The following is a 17,404-nucleotide window of genomic DNA, read 5'->3' as shown; positions in this document are numbered from 1 at the left end:
TAAATTTACAGGGGGGAAACAAAAATTATAAGGTCTTGTTCAGGTACAAAATAAACTAAATTTTAAATTATAATTTTCAATATACGTTATTTTGATGATATAATTAGCTTTAGGCACAATCAAGAAAATATTAAAAGGCAAGGAAGGTAAAAATGCAAAAGAATGTTAAGATGATATATCCATCCTATATAGATAAGTTTCAGTGTATTGGAGGAAAATGTGAAGATAGCTGTTGCATTGGATGGGATATAGATATTGATAAAGAAACATTTAAAAAATATCACAAAGTCACAGATGAAGCAATGAAAAAGATGTTCCAAAAAAATGTTCATAACAATCAATATTGTACTAATAAAGATTTAGATTATGGAAGAATTAAGTTGGGAAAAACAAAAAGATGTCCGTTTCTAGATGATGAGAATTACTGTTTGATTCAAGGGAAATTTGGAGAAGATTATCTTTCTAGTGTTTGTACTCAATTTCCTAGAGTACTAAATAAAATAGATGATCATTATGAAATATCTCTTGATGCAGCATGTCCAGAGGCAGCAAGAATTATTCTTGGAAGTAAAGAGAAGATAGAATTTAAGGAAAGTGAAAAGAGTTTAGGTAAGTATATTATGTCAGGTGTACTTGATACTAGATCATCTGAATTCAAAGATACACCTATAAGGTATTTCAAGGAGATTCGAGACTTTTCAATAAAAATAATACAAAATAGAAATTTGAATTTCAGTTGTAGATTATATGTTCTGGGTGATTTCTTAAATGAACTAGAAGATATAGAAAGTAATGAAATAAAAGAATTTATAAGAGAATATGATATAGAAAGCGAAGCTAAATCTTATAAAAGAGAGAGTATGAATTATGTACTTCAGGTTTCATTTTTGAAGAATGTACTTGATTCTTTAGATATATTAAATGAAAATGATAGCCATAAATTTAAAAAGTATACTAAAGAAATTATGGAAGGATATAATATTAAAGATAATGAACCTGTAATAGAAAATAAGGATGAATATATAAATGCATTTGAAAAATATACAGAGGAGTATATAGAAAGCAATAGTTATATATTTGAAAGTTATATTGTTAATTTTATATATAATAATTTATTCCCTTTTTCAGAAAGTGATTGCATGTTTGATGGATATATTCTACTTTTATTTAGATATTCATTAATGAGATTTTATCTAGTTGGAAAATACATATATAATGGAAAAGATTCTGTAGAAGATATGGTAGAATTTATACAAGTATTTGCAAAAGCAGTAGAGCACGATAAGAACTATAGAAGTGATATCTTAGAATATATTAAAGAAAATAGCTACGACAATATGGAATTTGCAAAAATGCTTTTGTAGTAAATCAAAGGTTTTATCTAGGATTTTTTTATTTTATACTTTATCGTTCAGAAAACCATCTGTTAACTGTTGGTATTGAAGTTAGAAAAGCTTTTATTATGTGAAATCTGCACCATAAAATCTACGACCATTTGCATATGGCTTAAATAGCTACTTGCAGATGGTCGTTTTTTATTATTAAGGGTATTATTACTAATAATGAATTTTATTAGAAGATTTACTTAACTTTCATAGAAAGGATATTACTGATTTATAAAAGTAAATTCTAATGGATTCCTGTCAACTAATCTTTGATAAGTATATTTAGGATATCCAACCATAACAGCACCAGTGATTTTTTTATTACTTTTGATATTAAATAATTTAATTAGTGGGGAATTTTCCTTCATTGCAACTCTTTCAAACATTCCAGCCCAACATGAGCCTAAGCCTAGTGTTGGTGCATATAACTCCAAATATGTAAATGAAAGAATTGAATTTTCTCTTCCGCGTGGGAAGCTTGAATCAGCAGTTGCTAGTATAAGACTGGAGGCTCCTCGCAAAATTGTATCAGTTCCTTTTTCGAGATATGGCTTTGTGAAGTTATTTGACACATTAGCTTTTTCAAATTCTTCAATTACAATTTTAACAGCTTTATCAATGAGTTTTCTATCATCGATGATAACATACGATATACCTTGAAGATTATGTCCACTTGGAGCAAAATGTGCAATATTTACAAGTTTTTTTAATTTTTCTCTTGGAACAGGAGTTTCTTTATAGGATCGGATTGAACGCCTTGAACGAAGAAAGTTTTCGGCATCTTCAGGACTTAGTTTTGGAAATTTTTTTGAGCTTATTTGAGTGGATAAGGGCGTTTTTATATTATCAATTGCTTCTCTTGGACATATAGCTACACAATGGCCACAGGAAATACACTCTTCACTACAGACTTCTTTAGGCCTATTTTTACTGAGTTCTAATACTCGTTCTGGGCACTCTTTTACGCATAAACCACATTTAATACATTTCTCTTGATTTACAGTTATCAAATTCATTTTAATTTTCTCCTTTATTTTAAATATATTTAACTTAAGTAATTTTAGAAATTACTGATGTACAGTTTCATTTTTAGTGCTAATTATATTTGAGGATTTAATACTGTTTTTTCGATTAAAAATATTATTAGTAATTAAATAATAAATATAGGCTAGTAAAAGTATGGTGCAGCTTGCCATTGTAATCCCTTTAACACCAAATGAATGATATACATAGGTACTTATCCATGAACCAAGAGATCCACCTAAGTAATATCCAACCATGTAAAGGGAATTTAATCTGCTATGATTTTGGAGACTAAGTTTATAAATCCTTCCTTGATTTAGGGACATATTCATTCTTGAACCAACATCTAAAATAAAAGTTATAAAAATTATAATTATAAGTTTAGACCAACCCATACCTAAGATCAAAAAAGAGATAAACATTATAGCTAAAGCTAAAAGATTCCACAAGCTTACATTTTTGCTGTTTGTAAGTTTTCCTGAAAATCCAGCTGCAAGAGCGCCTGCAATACCTAAGAAACCAAAAAGTCCAACTATGGCACTTCCATAATTATAAGGAGAACCCTCTAAAATAAAGGATAAGGAGACCCAAAAGATATTGAAGGCACAAAATGCAGCAGCGCCAAAAACTATTGTTTCTCTTAATACCTTCTCTTTTTTTAGTAATGGAGGTAAGGATAATATAATATTTTTATATGAACTTTCTTTTTTAACATTATCACTTGGAAGAGAATAATATAAGTACACTGCAAAAATTAATAAAATTATTGCTGCAAATTCATGAACTCCTCTCCATCCAAATAATTGACCAACAACTCCGCCTAATACTCTGCCGAGTAGAACTCCAAGAAACACTCCAGTTAATAAGTGCCCAACTATTACACCACGTTTTTCTGACGAAATATTTGATGAAACAAATGGAATTATAAGCTGTGCTGAAACGCTTGAAAGTCCCATAAAAAATCCTATAATTACTATTAAATTAAAGGTTGAGGCTAAAGTCATTAAATATAATAATACAGCTGAACAAATAATACTTAATATGATTAAGTGTTTTCTGCTATATCTATCCCCCAATGGTACAATAAATAATAATCCAATTGTATAACCTATCTGTATAGCAGTTATAAGCTTACCAGATGATGAAGCAGGTACAAAAAAATCATTAGAAATATTGGTTAATAAAACTTGGTCGTAGTATAAATTGGCTACTATAATTGCACAAATAACTGATAAAATTAATAATAATTTGTTTGAAAAATTTTTGTTTTTTAAATCTCTGTTCATTTTTACATCTTCCTCTCTATATTTCATGAGAATAGTGTATAATGAAAGTATTATTTTAAATAGAAGCTAAGTTATCATATGATTAAAAATACCATGTTTAATTTATTTGGAATTATTTGAAAAATAATTTTGCAAATTACACGTATTATCATTAATAATTAAATATAAATAGGAGAGCTGGTAATGATGTCTAAAAATAAAGAACTTGGATTATTTTTAAAAAAGAAAAGATCCACATTAAGGCCAGAGCAATTTGGACTCAAATTTGATAAAAAAAGAAGAGTAAAAGGTCTAAAGAGAGAAGAAGTCGCTGATTTAGCAGGAGTAAGTATTGATTGGTATGTGCGTATTGAACAAGGACAAAATGTTAATCCATCAATAGATGTATTAATATCTTTGAGTAGAGTGTTGCAATTAAATAATGAAGAAAAACGATATTTATTTAATTTGACAGATAAAAAATTACCTATGGAAGACATTACTACCGCTATCATTTCGAATACATTACAAAAATTTTTGGACAATCAAAATCCTAACATAGCATACGTTACTGATAGCAAATTAACAATGATTGGATGGAATACGGCAGCACTAAAAGTTTATGGTAATTATGAAGAAATGAATGAAAAAGAAAGAAATTCTGTTTGGAGAGCTTTTAATGATGATTATCTAAAGGGATTATTAGATAATTGGGAGGGGCATTCTAAACTACGTGTTGAACAATTAAGAGCAAATTATAGCTATTATGAGAATGATAATACAATAAATGAGATTATAAATGAATTAAATGAAAAAAATTGTTTATTTAATAAATGGTGGAGTAATCAAGGTATTATGGGCACACCAGAGGGGCAAAAACTTTTACATCATCCGTTAGTAGGAGACTTATACTTAAGCTATATTTCATTTATGTCTACAGAAATAGAGGGAGCGTATATAACCATTCAAATGCCAATAGATGATTATACAAAAAATAAATTAGAACAACTTATGTTAGTATAAATCAAATATATTATGACTGAAACTAAAAAGATCTATTTTAAGTTTGTTCACTTATAGTGTTTATTAACTTACCTTGTCTTAGATTTATAATGATTTTAGGAATGGAGGATATTAAAATGAACAAAAATAATGTTAGTAAATTTGAAGGTTTTTCACCAGAATCTTTAACGTTTCTTAATGATGTAAGAGTAAATAATAGTAAGGAATGGTTCGAAAGCCATAGAGATGACTATAACAAATATTTATTAAAACCATTTCAAAATTTAGTGATAGATTTAAGTGAGCAAATGCTTAATATTGATGATCTTATTGATGTTGCCCCTGTAATTAATAAAACAATATCAAGAATTTTTAGAGATATAAGATTTTCAAAGGACAAGTCTTTATATAAAAATACCATGTTCTTAACCTTTAAAAGAGGCAAAAAAGAATGGAGAGATGCTCCAGCCTTTTTCTTTGAAATTTCTCCACAATCTTATCGTTATGGGATGGGATATTATAGTGCATCTAAAGAGTCTATGGATGTATTCCGTAAGATGATAGATGAGAATCAAAAATCTTTTGAAAAAGCTATCTCATTTTTTGATAAACAAAATGTATTTACAATTGAGGGGGAAGAATATAAAAGAATTTTAGATTCTACTAAACCAACAAATATAAACAAATGGTATAACAGGAAAAGTATCCACTTAGTTCACAACAATGTTGAAGTTGAGAGACTTTTTACAAAGGATATATTAAAAGATTTGACAACAGCTTTTACTATGCTCAAACCTATTTATGATTATTTATGTAGTGTGGAAGTTAGAAAAAGTAAGGAGATAAATAAATAGAAAAATAAAATTTCAGAATAGTATTTATTATAATTGCTCCTTTTGTTTTATTGTGATAAAATTATCGCAAATATTGATAACAATTTATTACAAATATTTTTATAAGTACGATTATTATTAATATATACTATCTTAAAAGATACAGAGGAGTGTAGGCATGGAAGAAAACTTAAGCTTAGAGAATTTAAGTGCAGAAGAAATATGGCAAAAGTTATATAACAAAGAATTAAATTGTAAGAAGAACATTTTAGAATATATAGATGTTGCAAGGATATTAAAAAAAGGCGAAGCTGATCCAGAGAAAATTCAAGATACTTATAATTTTATCTATGATAATATTGAGAAGATGTCAGATAAAGTTAAGCCAAATACTATTATGTATCTTCAAAATGAATTAAAAAATCAGTTTGGTAAATATGTAGTTGAAAAGGAGCCTAAAGAAGAAAATGCCTTTATAAAATTCTTTAGAGAGGCATATCCTGTAAAAGATAGAAGAAAAGATTTTACATGGGTTATGATGAATATTAACAATATAGTAGAAGAACAAATTTGGACTACATTAATTCATATTAACAGGGAATATATATGTAAAAGAATTAAGTTAGATGCTGAAGAAAAAGAAGCTATAATTAAAATGATAGAAAAGGTAATTGAAAAAAATAATAAAAAATATATTAATCAAATAAAAAGTTTGGATAAATTATTAAATAATTTAAATATTAAAATAGTAAATAATAGTGATAAATTCAAGGTTAAAAAATTATAATTATGTAAAAAGAATTTTAATAATGCATAAAAGCATTTTTGAGATTCTTTTTATTGTTGATATCTAAGTGGATTAATAATCTATTTAATACTTAAAAGGATTATAGTAATCACAATAATAATTGCTAGGATGATTTTTAAAAAATTATAAAATATTTGCTTGACATTGTAAACGGTTATGATAAAATAAAAATATCTACCATACAAGTATGGTAATGATAATTATTTTAATATATGTTCAAAAAATATAGTTTATTATGCAGTAGAAATCAAATAGTTTTATAAGAATAAATTATTCAATTTACTTTACATGATAAAAATAGTAAGATTAAGTATAGAGTTAACTACCATACAAGTATGGCAAGTAAAAAGGTAAAGGAGAATAATATAATGGCATTAGATATAAAGAAAAATACTACGAGCAAAACTATATATTATAAACTAAGAGAAGAAATTATAAATTTATACCTTGAACCGGGCACTAGTATTTCTGAAAAAGAGCTTTCAGAAAGATATAGTGTGAGTAGAACTCCAGTAAGAGAAGCGCTTGTTCGTTTAGCTCAAGAAGGATTAGTTAACATCTATCCTCAAAAAGGAACGGTTGTTTCTTTAGTTGATTTATATGCTGTTGAAGATGGAAGATTTTTGCGTGAACATCTAGAAAGAGCTGTGGTGAAAGAAGCATGCAAGGAATTTTGTCCTGAAAAAACATTAGCACTAGAAATGAATTTGAAACTGCAGAAAATGTATATTGAAAATCATGATTATAAAAAATTATTTGAAGCAGATGAAGAATTTCATAAGATAATTTTTGAAGGAAGTAATAAGAAAAGAATATGGGATAGCATAAATGATGGTAGTATAGAGTTTCAAAGAATTCGTATGCTTAGACTAGAAGTTAACCCAAACTGGGATAATATCTATTCACAACATGAAGAAATATTCAATGCTATAAAAAATAGAGATGCAGAAAAAGCAGAAGAAGTTATGAAGGAACATTTAAATATGGTTACCTTTGATAAAAATGAAGTAAGAAAAATATATCCAGATTATTTTAAATAATAAAGTGATTTTGAATTACTTTATTAGTAATTAAGGGAGGTGAGGCTTATATAAAATATGAAATTAGAACGTTTATGTTCTTATGGAAATTATATAGCTAAGCTAAAGTTAAGAAAACTCAAGAAAAAGCAGGAGGAACATAACTATGAAAATGGGGTTTAGATGGTACGGTGAAGGAAATGATACCGTAACACTTGATCAAATCAAACAAATTCCAGGCGTGGAATCGATTGTCTGGGCTCTTCATGATATGGCAGCTGGTGAAGAATGGCCAATGGAAAAAATTCTTAAGGTAAAAGAAGCAACTGATAAATATGGATTTAACTTAGACGTTGTTGAAAGTGTTAATGTTCATGAGGATATTAAGCTAGGATTACCAACAAGAGATAAATACATTGAAAATTACAAAAAAACAATAGAGAAGTTAGCTAAGGTTGGAGTAAAGGTTATTTGTTATAACTTTATGCCTGTGTTTGACTGGCTTAGAACAGATCTATACAAAGAGGCAGAAGATGGCTCAACAGCTCTTTTCTATGAAAAAGCAAAGATTAATGATATAGATCCAATGGAATTAGTTAATAAAATAGCATCAAATCCAGACCTTACAATGCCAGGTTGGGAGCCAGAAAGACTTAAAAATTTATCACAGCTTTTTGAAGCATATAAGAATGTAACAGAAGAAGATTTATGGAATAACTTAAAATATTTCTTAGAACAAATTATACCTGTTGCAGAAATAAATGATATTAAGATGGCAGTACATCCGGATGATCCACCTTGGTCAATCTTCGGACTACCAAGAATAGTAAAAGACAGAAATGATTTAGCAAGATTACTAAAGCTTGTAGATAATCCTTATAACTGTCTAACTCTTTGTAGTGGAGCAATAGGTTCAAATCCAAATAATGATGTACCAGCTATGATAAGAGAATTTGGAAATAGAATTGCTTTTGCACATATTAGAAATGTAAAGATTTATGAAAATGGTGATTTTATTGAAACATCTCATAGAACATGTGATGGTTCTCTAGATATATGTGACATAGTTAAAGCATATCATGAAGTTGGATTTACTGGATATGCAAGACCAGATCATGGAAGACATATTTGGAATGAACAATGCAGACCAGGTTATGGACTTTATGATAGAGCACTTGGAATTATGTACATATGGGGAATATGGGATTCATTACAAAGAAATAAATAGAATTTAGAGAGAAAATGAAATTAATATTTAAAAGAAAATTCTTTCTTTTAGTATACTAAGATGCTAGAAATAATTAACGTTAACAATAGTTTTGAAGAGGTGAAAATAAGAATGAGTAATTCAAAATTGGTACTAAGTAAAGAAAGTATTAAAAAGAGCGAATTATGGGAAAAGGCTGGAATAGAGCTTCCAAAATTTGATTACGACAAAATGTCAGCTTTAACTAAGGAAAATCCTACATGGGTTCACTTTGGAGCAGGAAATATATTTAGAGGTTTTATAGCAATGCTGCAGCAAGAACTTTTAAATACTGGAAAAGCAGAGTCAGGTATTGTTGCCGTAGAAGGATATGATTATGAAATTATAGATAAAATTTATTCCCCTCATGATGATTTAAGCTTATTAGTAATTATGAAACCAGATGGAACCTTGGAAAAGAAAATAGTAGGAAGTATAGGTGAAAGTCTAGCTGGTGACTATTCAAGAAAAGAAGAATGGAATAGATTAAAAGAAATATTTTCAAATCCGTCTTTGCAAATAGCAAGCTTTACAATAACAGAAAAAGGTTATAGTGTGAAGAATTTATTAAAGGAAGATATAACAGATGGATTAGAACACCCTGTAAGTATTATTGCTAAAGTTGCATCCTTAGCATATGCAAGATATCAAAATGGACAACATCCAATAGCATTTGTAAGTATGGATAACTGCTCAAAAAATGGTGAGAAACTTCATAATGCAATGGAAACAATGATAAAGAAATGGATTGAAAATGGACTTGTAGAAGAAGATTTTCTTAAGTATATCAATAATAAGAAGAAGGTATCATTCCCTTGGAGTATGATTGATAAAATTACACCTAGACCATCACAAAGCGTTAAGGATACATTAGAAAAAGATGGCTTCGAAAGTACTCAGATTGTAACAACTAACAAAAATACTTATATAGCACCATTTGTAAATGCAGAAGGTCCACAATATCTTGTAATAGAAGATGATTTTCCAAATGGCCGTATGCCTTTAGAAGCTGCAGGTGTATTTTTAACAAGCAGAGAAACTGTAGAAAGAATTGAAACAATGAAGGTTTGTACTTGTTTAAATCCGCTACACACGTCTCTAGCAGTATTTGGATGTCTTCTTGGATTTAACTTAATAGCAGATGAAATGAAAGATCCAGCTTTAAAGAAATTAGTTGAAAAGATTGGATATGAAGAAGGAATGCCTGTTGTTGTAAATCCTGGAATAATAAATCCTGAAGACTTTATTAAAGAGGTAGTTGAAGTTAGACTTCCAAATCCATATATACCTGATACACCTCAAAGAATTGCTTCAGATACATCTCAAAAAGTTGGTATAAGATTTGGAGAAACAATTAAAGCTTATAGTAACAGAGAAGATTTAGATCCTAAACAACTTAAATATATTCCACTTGTTATTGCAGGTTGGTGCAGATATTTAATGGCAATAGATGATAATGGTAATGCAATGGAGTTAAGCCCAGATCCATTATTAGATGAATTAAAGAAATATGTAGCTAATGTAAAATTAGGTACTAAAGAATTAGTTGAAGAAGATTTAAAACCTATATTAACAAACGAAGAAATTTTTGGTGTAAATCTTTATGAAATAGGTTTAGGAGAAAAGGTTGTTGGCTATTTCAATGAAATGATTTCAGGAGTTGGTTCTGTCAGATCAACTTTAGAAAAGTATTTAGAGTGCAAATAATTTAAGATAATTACATGCATAAAAAATAAACATTTTTATCATTCTCCATTTATTTTACTCTGTCAAATAAGATAAACAAAGAATGATAGAAATGTTTAAGAAAAATAATGTGAAGCAAATTATAACATAAATCAAGCTAATTTACAACTTTCCTTATCGGTACAGTGGTGTATTAAAACAATAAGAAGAGTTTTGGAAATTACTACGTTAAGGAAAGTAAATTAGCTTAATTAAAAAATTATCGATATCTAAAGGTCGACATATCAAATCTAAGAAAACGTTATGGTAAAGTGTTGGATAGATACAGATTGCAATAATGTACTTATACTAATATAGTGTGGGTTATTAACTTGTTAAGTTCAATACTATACAAATATGAAATATTTATTTGAAAGTAGGATGATGAATTTGAAAAATTTCATGGATGAAAATTTCTTATTATCTAGCGAAACCGCTATAGAGTTATATCATAATTATGCAAAGGATTTACCCATTATCGATTATCACTGTCATATTGATCCAAAGGAAATATATGATAATAAAAAGTTCAATAATATAACAGAAGCATGGTTGTATGGAGATCATTACAAATGGAGAGCAATGAGGAGCAATGGCATAGATGAAAAATATATCACAGGAGATGGAAGTGATTATGACAAATTCTTAGCTTGGTCACAAACTATACCAATGTCTATAGGAAATCCTCTTTACCATTGGACTCATTTAGAGCTTCAAAGATTCTTTGGAATATATGAGCCTCTTGATGAAGATACTGCTCCAATGATTTGGAAAAAAGCTAATGAACTACTTAGTGGAGATGGATTTGCAGTAAGAGATTTAATCTTAAAATCAAATGTAGAAACTATATGTACAACTGATGATCCAATAGATACACTAGAATATCACATAAAACTTAAAGAAGATACTAGCTTTAATGTAAATGTTTTACCTACATTTAGACCTGATAAAGGTGTAGAAATAAATGCAGATGGCTATGTTGAATGGGTAAAAGCTTTAGAAGATATATCTGAAATAAAAATAAGTGATTACGATAAGTTTTTACAAGCTTTAGATTCAAGAATAAGATTTTTCCATTCAGTTGGATGCAAAGTTGCAGATCATGGTATTGATGGTGTAGTTGTTTATGCAGAAACAACAAAAGAAGAAGCGGCAGCAATATTTGCTAAAGCGCTTGAAGGCAAAGCAATAAGTACAGAAGAAGAAAAGAAATATAAAACATATACTTTAAGACATGTATTTAAACTTTATCATGAACTTGGATGGGTATTGCAGCTTCATATTGCAGCACTTAGAGCCAATAATACAAGAATGCATAAAAAAATAGGACCTAATACAGGCTTTGACTCAATTAATGACGAAAGTATAGCTTATCCACTTTCAAGGCTTTTAGATTCTGTAGATAAGGAAAATTCTCTTCCTAAAACAATTCTATATACATTGAATCCAAAGGATAATTACGTTCTTGGAACTATGATAGGAAATTTTCAAGGAGATGGAATCCCAGGAAAAATGCAATTTGGAGCAGCTTGGTGGTTTAATGATAATAAAGATGGAATGATAGAACAAATGAAAGCATTAGCCAATCTTGGATTATTAGGTCGTTTTGTTGGAATGCTTACTGATTCTAGAAGTTTCTTATCATATACAAGACATGAATATTTTAGGAGAATTGCTTGTAATTTAATTGGGGAATGGGTAGAAAATGGAGAAGTTCCAAAGAATATGAAATTACTTAAAAAGATTGTTCAAGGTATATGTTACGAAAATGCAAAAACACATTTTGCATTTAATGAAAGATAATAATACAAGTGCTTAGAAGAAGAAAGTGAGGAAAAACATATGTCAAATAATAATAGAAAGATTACAATTGCCAGAGGCGTTGGTTATGGATTAGTTGATTTAATGGGTGGTGGAGCTTTCACCATTATAGGAGCCTTTTTACTATTTTTCTATACAACATTTGCAGGATTAACACCAATTGAGGGGGCTTCTATCATTGCTATTGCCCGTGTTGTTGATGCAGTTGCCAGCTTATTCATAGGAAGTATATCTGATAATTTCTATAAAACTAAGCTTGGAAAACTTTTTGGAAGACGTCGTTTCTTCCTATTAATTGGAGCACCTTTAATGGCAGATTATGTGCTATTATGGGTAACAGGAAGAAGTTATGTATTCTATTTAGTTACTTACTTACTATTTGAAATAATTGCAGCAATGGTATTAATTCCTTGGGAAACATTACCTGCTGAAATGACAAAAGATTTTAATGATAGAACTAAGTTATCAGCCTCAAGAATGTTTATATCAGCAACAGGAACATTTTTAGCTACCTTTGTTCCTGGAAGATTAATAGCTTTCTTTGGAGAAAAGAGTGCACAAGCATATTTTATTAATGGATTAATTTTTGCTATTATTTATGCAATCTGTATATTAATATCACATAGAGTAACTTGGGAAAGAGATCTTACACCTGAAATGGAAGAAGAATTATTAAATGGGTCTCAAAGTAAAGGGTTAGGTGAACAAATAGTAGGAATTATAAAAGTTGCAGGAGATTATATATCTACCTTTAAAATTAAAGCATTTAGAAAGCATTTAGCAATTTATATATGTTCATTTACCGCTAAAGACTTATTTAATTCAGTATTTATATATTTCTGTGTATTTAATTTAGGTGTTTCATCTACTACTGCAGCTAATGTACTTTCACTTAGTATCATTGGTATACCTGTAACAATTTTAGGTGGATTTTTAATGATTAAAGTTGGACCAAGTAATTTGTATAAGATGTCTTACTCAATAATGATAGTATGTATATTAGCATTCTATGGACTTTACGTAGGTCAGTTAGGAACAAACCTTGTTTTATTATTTGTAATTGGTACTATTTATCAAGTAGGAAGAAGTTTATTAGAATTTACTCCATGGAATGTATTCCCATTCATCCCTGATGTTGATGAAATGGTTACAAGACAAAGAAGAGAAGGTCTTTATGCAGCAGTTATGACTTTCACTAGAAAGAGTAGCGTTGCTATAGCTACATTTATTATTGGTGTTGTATTAGAAGAAAGTGGATTTGTAAAAGGACAAGCAACTCAGTCACCACAAGTAGTAGCAACTATAGCAGGTCTATTAACTGTTGGATGTATAGTATTACTTGGCATAGCTTTAGTTTGTGCTGTAACTTTCAAACTTAACAAGAGAACACATGGTATATTAGTAGATGAAGTTGAACGTCTAAAGAATAATGGAGCAAAACAAGATGTAACTCCAGAAACAAAAGCAATTGTTGAAAATCTTACTGGTTATAAATATGAAAATGTTTGGAAGGAAAATGTAGTTTAAGATAATTTTTACTTAATAAAAAATAGTTTATAGTTTGAATTGTGAAAATTATAACCAGATATCTAAAAATATTTTAATTTAATTCTTGTGGCTGTCTTAAGATAGGAAATGTATTACTATTTTAAGGCAGCTAATTATAAATAAAATTACTATAATAAGTTAGGAGATTTTAATATGAATAATAAAATTAATTGCCTATATTGTGATAAGGATGAAAAACTTGATAATCTAATGATTGAAATATGCAAGCTTAATGTATCTACTCTTTATTTGTTTAAGGAACAAAGTCATAAAGGAAGATGTATTGTTGCTTATAATAAGCATGTAAATGAATTATTTGAACTAGATGAAAAAGAATTAGAATTGTTTATGAAAGATGTTACAAGAGCAGCTTCTGCAATTAAAAAGACTTTTTCGCCTGATAAAGTAAATTATGGAGCATATTCAGATACACTTCCTCATCTTCATTTTCATTTAGTACCTAAATATAAAGATGAATATGAATGGGGCGGAGTGTTTGAAATGAATCCTCAAAAAACTTATTTAAGCGATGAAGAATATATTGAAAGAATTAAACTTATAAAAGAAAATTTATAAGTTTAGGATATTATAATTAACAGAGAATATACATGTAAAAAGAATTTTAATGATGCACAAGAGCATTTTTAAGATTCTTTTTTTATTTAGGAGATATCCATGAGTCGCAAAAATCAGACATAAAAATTTTCTATATAATTGATACAATGCATATGAATAGAAAATAGTATGAATCAATATATTATAGTAGTTTATATGATTTAAATTAACGTTATTAATAATCTGGATTGTAAATACATATTTGATTAATGGAAATTAAAAGACATAAGTCAATGTAATTATATGAAAAGGAGATATATTGATAATGAAAGAAATACTTGAAGGTAAATATAATAAATGGATGATTTTTGCAGTTACAAGTATGGCAAACTTAGTTGTATCATTTTCTATAAATAGTTTAAATCTTGCTCTTCCAACATTAACAAAAGAATTTGGTGTTAATCAGAGTAATGTCAGCTGGTTAGCATTAGTATACTCGCTTATACCATGCTGTACTTTGCTGATTTTTGGGAGGACTGCGGAATTACATGGTTATAAACGACAATTTAAAATTGGTTTCTTGTTTTTTGGTTTTGTATGTGTTGTAGCACCATTATTATCAGTAAATTTAGAAATATTGATTTTTTTTAGATGTATGCAGGGACTAGGTTATAGTATTATGGTTTCTATTACACAAGCAATTGTTAGTAGAACTTTTGATTTAGAAGAGCGTGGCAAGGCACTTGGGGTTAGTTCAATATTTATTTCTGTAGGATTAGCAGCAGGACCTACTATTGGAGGTTTTTTATTAACTCATTTTTCATGGCATGCAATTTTCTACTTTAATGTGCCTTTCTGTCTTTTAGGTTTTATTTCAACTTGTTTTGTTATGCCAAGTGACAATACAAATGTTTCAAAAAATAGAAGCATGGACTGGTTTGGAGCTGCTTTATTTTCAATGTCAATTGGTGCTTTTTCAATAGGGGTTAATTTTATTAATAAATGGGGATGGAAGTCAACTTATTTTATTGGATGTATGCTTTTAAGTATATTTGTCTTATATATATTCGTCATACGTGAAAAACATATAGAATCACCATTGATGTCGTTACAATTATTTAAGAATAAAACATTTTCCATGGCGAATGTGATATGTTTGCTTTCATATCTTGTACAGCAATTAATTATCTATTTGGTACCATTTTATTTGATTGATATACTTTTATTACCATCAGATCAGTCAGGACTTGTAATGCTGGCATGGCCAATTATGATGATGATAATGTCTCCTGTTGGAGGGAGCATGACTGATAAACATGGAACAAGATTACCATCAGCCATAGGATTAATTTGTATTTGTATAAGCTGCTTACTTATGAGTTGCTTAAAAGATTCCTCGAGTTATATTGTGGTTATAGTCACTTTGATTGCCATGGGAGCGGGAAATGGCTTGAGTGTGTCTTCAATCAATACTGCTATTTTAAATTCGGCCCCTAGGAATAAGGCTGGTGTTGCTTCTGGAATGTTAGCCACTATGCGCAATCTTGGACAAACATTGGGGACTGCTTTTAGTAGTGTTATGCTTACTTCTCGTCAATTGTTTTATAATCGGAATACAAACTTAAGTGTAAATGATATTTATATTCTTGCACAAAGAGATATTTATTATTTTGGCATCCTAGTTTTAGTAGTAGCACTTATTATTGTGTTTTTACTTCCTCATTCAATCATATTAAATAAAATAGAAAATGTTACCCATAGAGAAAGCATTAAGTCATAATCCAATAAATAAATTTTAAACTTCTGATAAATTCATTTATATGAATTTATCAGAAGTTTTTTCTTTTCGGGGTAAGCTGAAATTAGTGGATTTTAAATGACACGCTTCGCCTCCACCAATGAAACCCTCGACAGGAATGCTGAGGGTTTTCTTTTATAAATGACCATCATATAGGTTCTATTAGTTCGTAAGCTTCTTTTAAATTAAAGCTTATTCACTTTTGTTGATTAAGCCTATCTTTGCAAATCAAAGATTTGGAGGATTACTTGAAAAATTCTGACTGCATTATATTATTTAAATGATCAACTTTAGAAGTTCTAACTAAAGCAACACTGCCACCAAATTGAGTATTTATATAATTAAGAACATATAAATTAGGATCACTTTGTTCATTTAATAATTTTTTTAATTTAATTTCATTAAAGTATGTTTTATACTCATCTTTTTTTATTTTATCTGTATTATATTGCCCACCTAATAAAGGTGAATATGCCATGAGTGTTAAATCTTTATGATAATCTATATAACTTTCTAGCTCTCTGTTAGCTGGTACTTGTGGAAAAAAATCTGAATCTATTGTAGGTGATAAATAACTAAATCTCTGCTGTACAGCACAAAAAAATTTATAGTTATTTTTCAAGCATATATTTCTGGCACTTTCTATGCGCCATGTTCTAAAATTACTACAACCAATTTCTTTTATTAAACCTTTATTTATAAGTTCATTTAATGCACCAAGAGTTTCTTCCTGTGGTGTATTAAAATCATCAACATGTAAATATAATAAATCAATATAGTCGACATTCAGGTTATCTAAAGATTTATTAACACTGTCGATAATAACAGAACTACTTAATCCCTGCATATCTGAAAAATCTCTTTTTCCAGCCTCTTTTGGCAAAGCACCAAGTTTTGTTGCAATAAAAAGATCTTTATTTTTACCATTTCTTTTTATCCATTTACCTATTGTTTTTTCACTTTCACTTCCATCTCCGCCATTCCACACTGCATAATTGTTTGCTGTATCTATTAAATTTCCTCCATTTAAAACATAATGGTCCATTAGTTTAAATGCAGTATCCTCACTAATAGCTGTACCAAAATTTATAGCGCCTAGCCCTATAACAGATGCATTAATACTTGATTTTCCAAGTTGAATTTTTTTCATTTTATCATACCTCCAATATAATAAGAATTTATAATCGGTTGGAGAATTTTGTTAGAATTGATTCGTATAACTTTCCAACAGTTAGAGTTTTATATTTTCTTCCATTGATAGATAATGATTTTACATGATATAAAACAAAATATATCAATTTTTGGAAATAATTAAAGCTTATTATAATTTTAGCTTTAATATTTTTAATTAGTTAACTAATTTATATTTAGTATAA

Annotated in this window: 14 protein-coding genes; 11 read left to right on the top strand and 3 right to left on the bottom strand. The window is 28.7% G+C overall.

All coding sequences use genetic code 11. From position 1 onward, the window contains the following. Positions 1-152 precede the first annotated feature (152 nt). The gene (fliB, locus tag CSPA_RS24085) at positions 153-1,364 is read left to right on the top strand and encodes a flagellin lysine-N-methylase (protein WP_015395014.1); all 1,212 of its coding nucleotides are present in this window, start codon (positions 153-155) and stop codon (positions 1,362-1,364) included. A gap of 242 nt (positions 1,365-1,606) precedes the next feature. Here the strand turns inward: fliB and CSPA_RS24080 are convergent, their stop codons facing one another. Beyond that, positions 1,607-2,401 (bottom strand): nitroreductase family protein, encoded by a 795-nt coding sequence (locus CSPA_RS24080; protein WP_015395013.1) that lies wholly within the window; start codon positions 2,399-2,401, stop codon positions 1,607-1,609. A gap of 51 nt (positions 2,402-2,452) precedes the next feature. Continuing rightward, on the bottom strand, positions 2,453-3,694 hold the full coding sequence (locus tag CSPA_RS24075) for an MFS transporter (RefSeq protein WP_015395012.1): 1,242 nt from the start codon (positions 3,692-3,694) through the stop codon (positions 2,453-2,455). A 183-nt stretch (positions 3,695-3,877) separates the two neighbouring features. Between CSPA_RS24075 and CSPA_RS24070 the strand changes: the two genes are divergently transcribed. From CSPA_RS24070 to CSPA_RS24025, 10 genes are all read left to right on the top strand, one after another. Then, complete coding sequence (locus tag CSPA_RS24070) at positions 3,878-4,696, top strand: helix-turn-helix domain-containing protein (protein ID WP_015395011.1); 819 nt, start codon at positions 3,878-3,880, stop codon at positions 4,694-4,696. 116 nt (positions 4,697-4,812) lie between these two features. Continuing rightward, on the top strand, positions 4,813-5,529 hold the full coding sequence (locus CSPA_RS24065) for a DUF2461 domain-containing protein (protein ID WP_015395010.1): 717 nt from the start codon (positions 4,813-4,815) through the stop codon (positions 5,527-5,529). A 157-nt stretch (positions 5,530-5,686) separates the two neighbouring features. After that, positions 5,687-6,295, top strand: a complete 609-nt coding sequence (locus CSPA_RS24060) for a hypothetical protein (RefSeq protein WP_015395009.1) — start codon at positions 5,687-5,689, stop codon at positions 6,293-6,295. A gap of 389 nt (positions 6,296-6,684) precedes the next feature. Further along, positions 6,685-7,356, top strand: a complete 672-nt coding sequence (locus tag CSPA_RS24055) for a GntR family transcriptional regulator (RefSeq protein ID WP_015395008.1) — start codon at positions 6,685-6,687, stop codon at positions 7,354-7,356. 145 nt (positions 7,357-7,501) lie between these two features. Then, entirely contained in the window at positions 7,502-8,563 is a 1,062-nt protein-coding gene (gene uxuA, locus CSPA_RS24050; protein WP_015395006.1) for a mannonate dehydratase, read from the top strand. A 111-nt stretch (positions 8,564-8,674) separates the two neighbouring features. Beyond that, positions 8,675-10,288 (top strand): mannitol dehydrogenase family protein, encoded by a 1,614-nt coding sequence (locus CSPA_RS24045; protein ID WP_015395005.1) that lies wholly within the window; start codon positions 8,675-8,677, stop codon positions 10,286-10,288. 408 nt (positions 10,289-10,696) lie between these two features. Next, positions 10,697-12,109 carry a glucuronate isomerase gene (gene uxaC, locus CSPA_RS24040; protein WP_015395004.1) on the top strand — a complete coding sequence of 471 codons (1,413 nt, stop codon included), beginning with the start codon at positions 10,697-10,699 and terminating at the stop codon, positions 12,107-12,109. 39 nt (positions 12,110-12,148) lie between these two features. Continuing rightward, the gene (locus tag CSPA_RS24035) at positions 12,149-13,654 is read left to right on the top strand and encodes an MFS transporter (RefSeq protein ID WP_015395003.1); all 1,506 of its coding nucleotides are present in this window, start codon (positions 12,149-12,151) and stop codon (positions 13,652-13,654) included. Between the two features lie 174 nt (positions 13,655-13,828). Continuing rightward, entirely contained in the window at positions 13,829-14,251 is a 423-nt protein-coding gene (locus CSPA_RS24030) for an HIT family protein (RefSeq protein ID WP_015395002.1), read from the top strand. Between the two features lie 304 nt (positions 14,252-14,555). Then, positions 14,556-16,010, top strand: coding sequence for an MFS transporter (locus tag CSPA_RS24025; RefSeq protein WP_015395001.1), 1,455 nt, complete (start codon positions 14,556-14,558; stop codon positions 16,008-16,010). 262 nt (positions 16,011-16,272) lie between these two features. Here CSPA_RS24025 and CSPA_RS24020 read toward each other — a convergent pair whose 3' ends face one another. Then, entirely contained in the window at positions 16,273-17,178 is a 906-nt protein-coding gene (locus CSPA_RS24020) for an aldo/keto reductase (protein WP_015395000.1), read from the bottom strand. Positions 17,179-17,404 lie beyond the last annotated feature (226 nt).

The sequence above is a fragment of the Clostridium saccharoperbutylacetonicum N1-4(HMT) genome (assembly GCF_000340885.1).
Classification (GTDB): Bacteria; Bacillota; Clostridia; order Clostridiales; family Clostridiaceae; genus Clostridium; species Clostridium saccharoperbutylacetonicum.
Note: the sequence above shows the minus strand (reverse complement) of the source record. Positions and strands in the feature narration are given on the sequence as shown.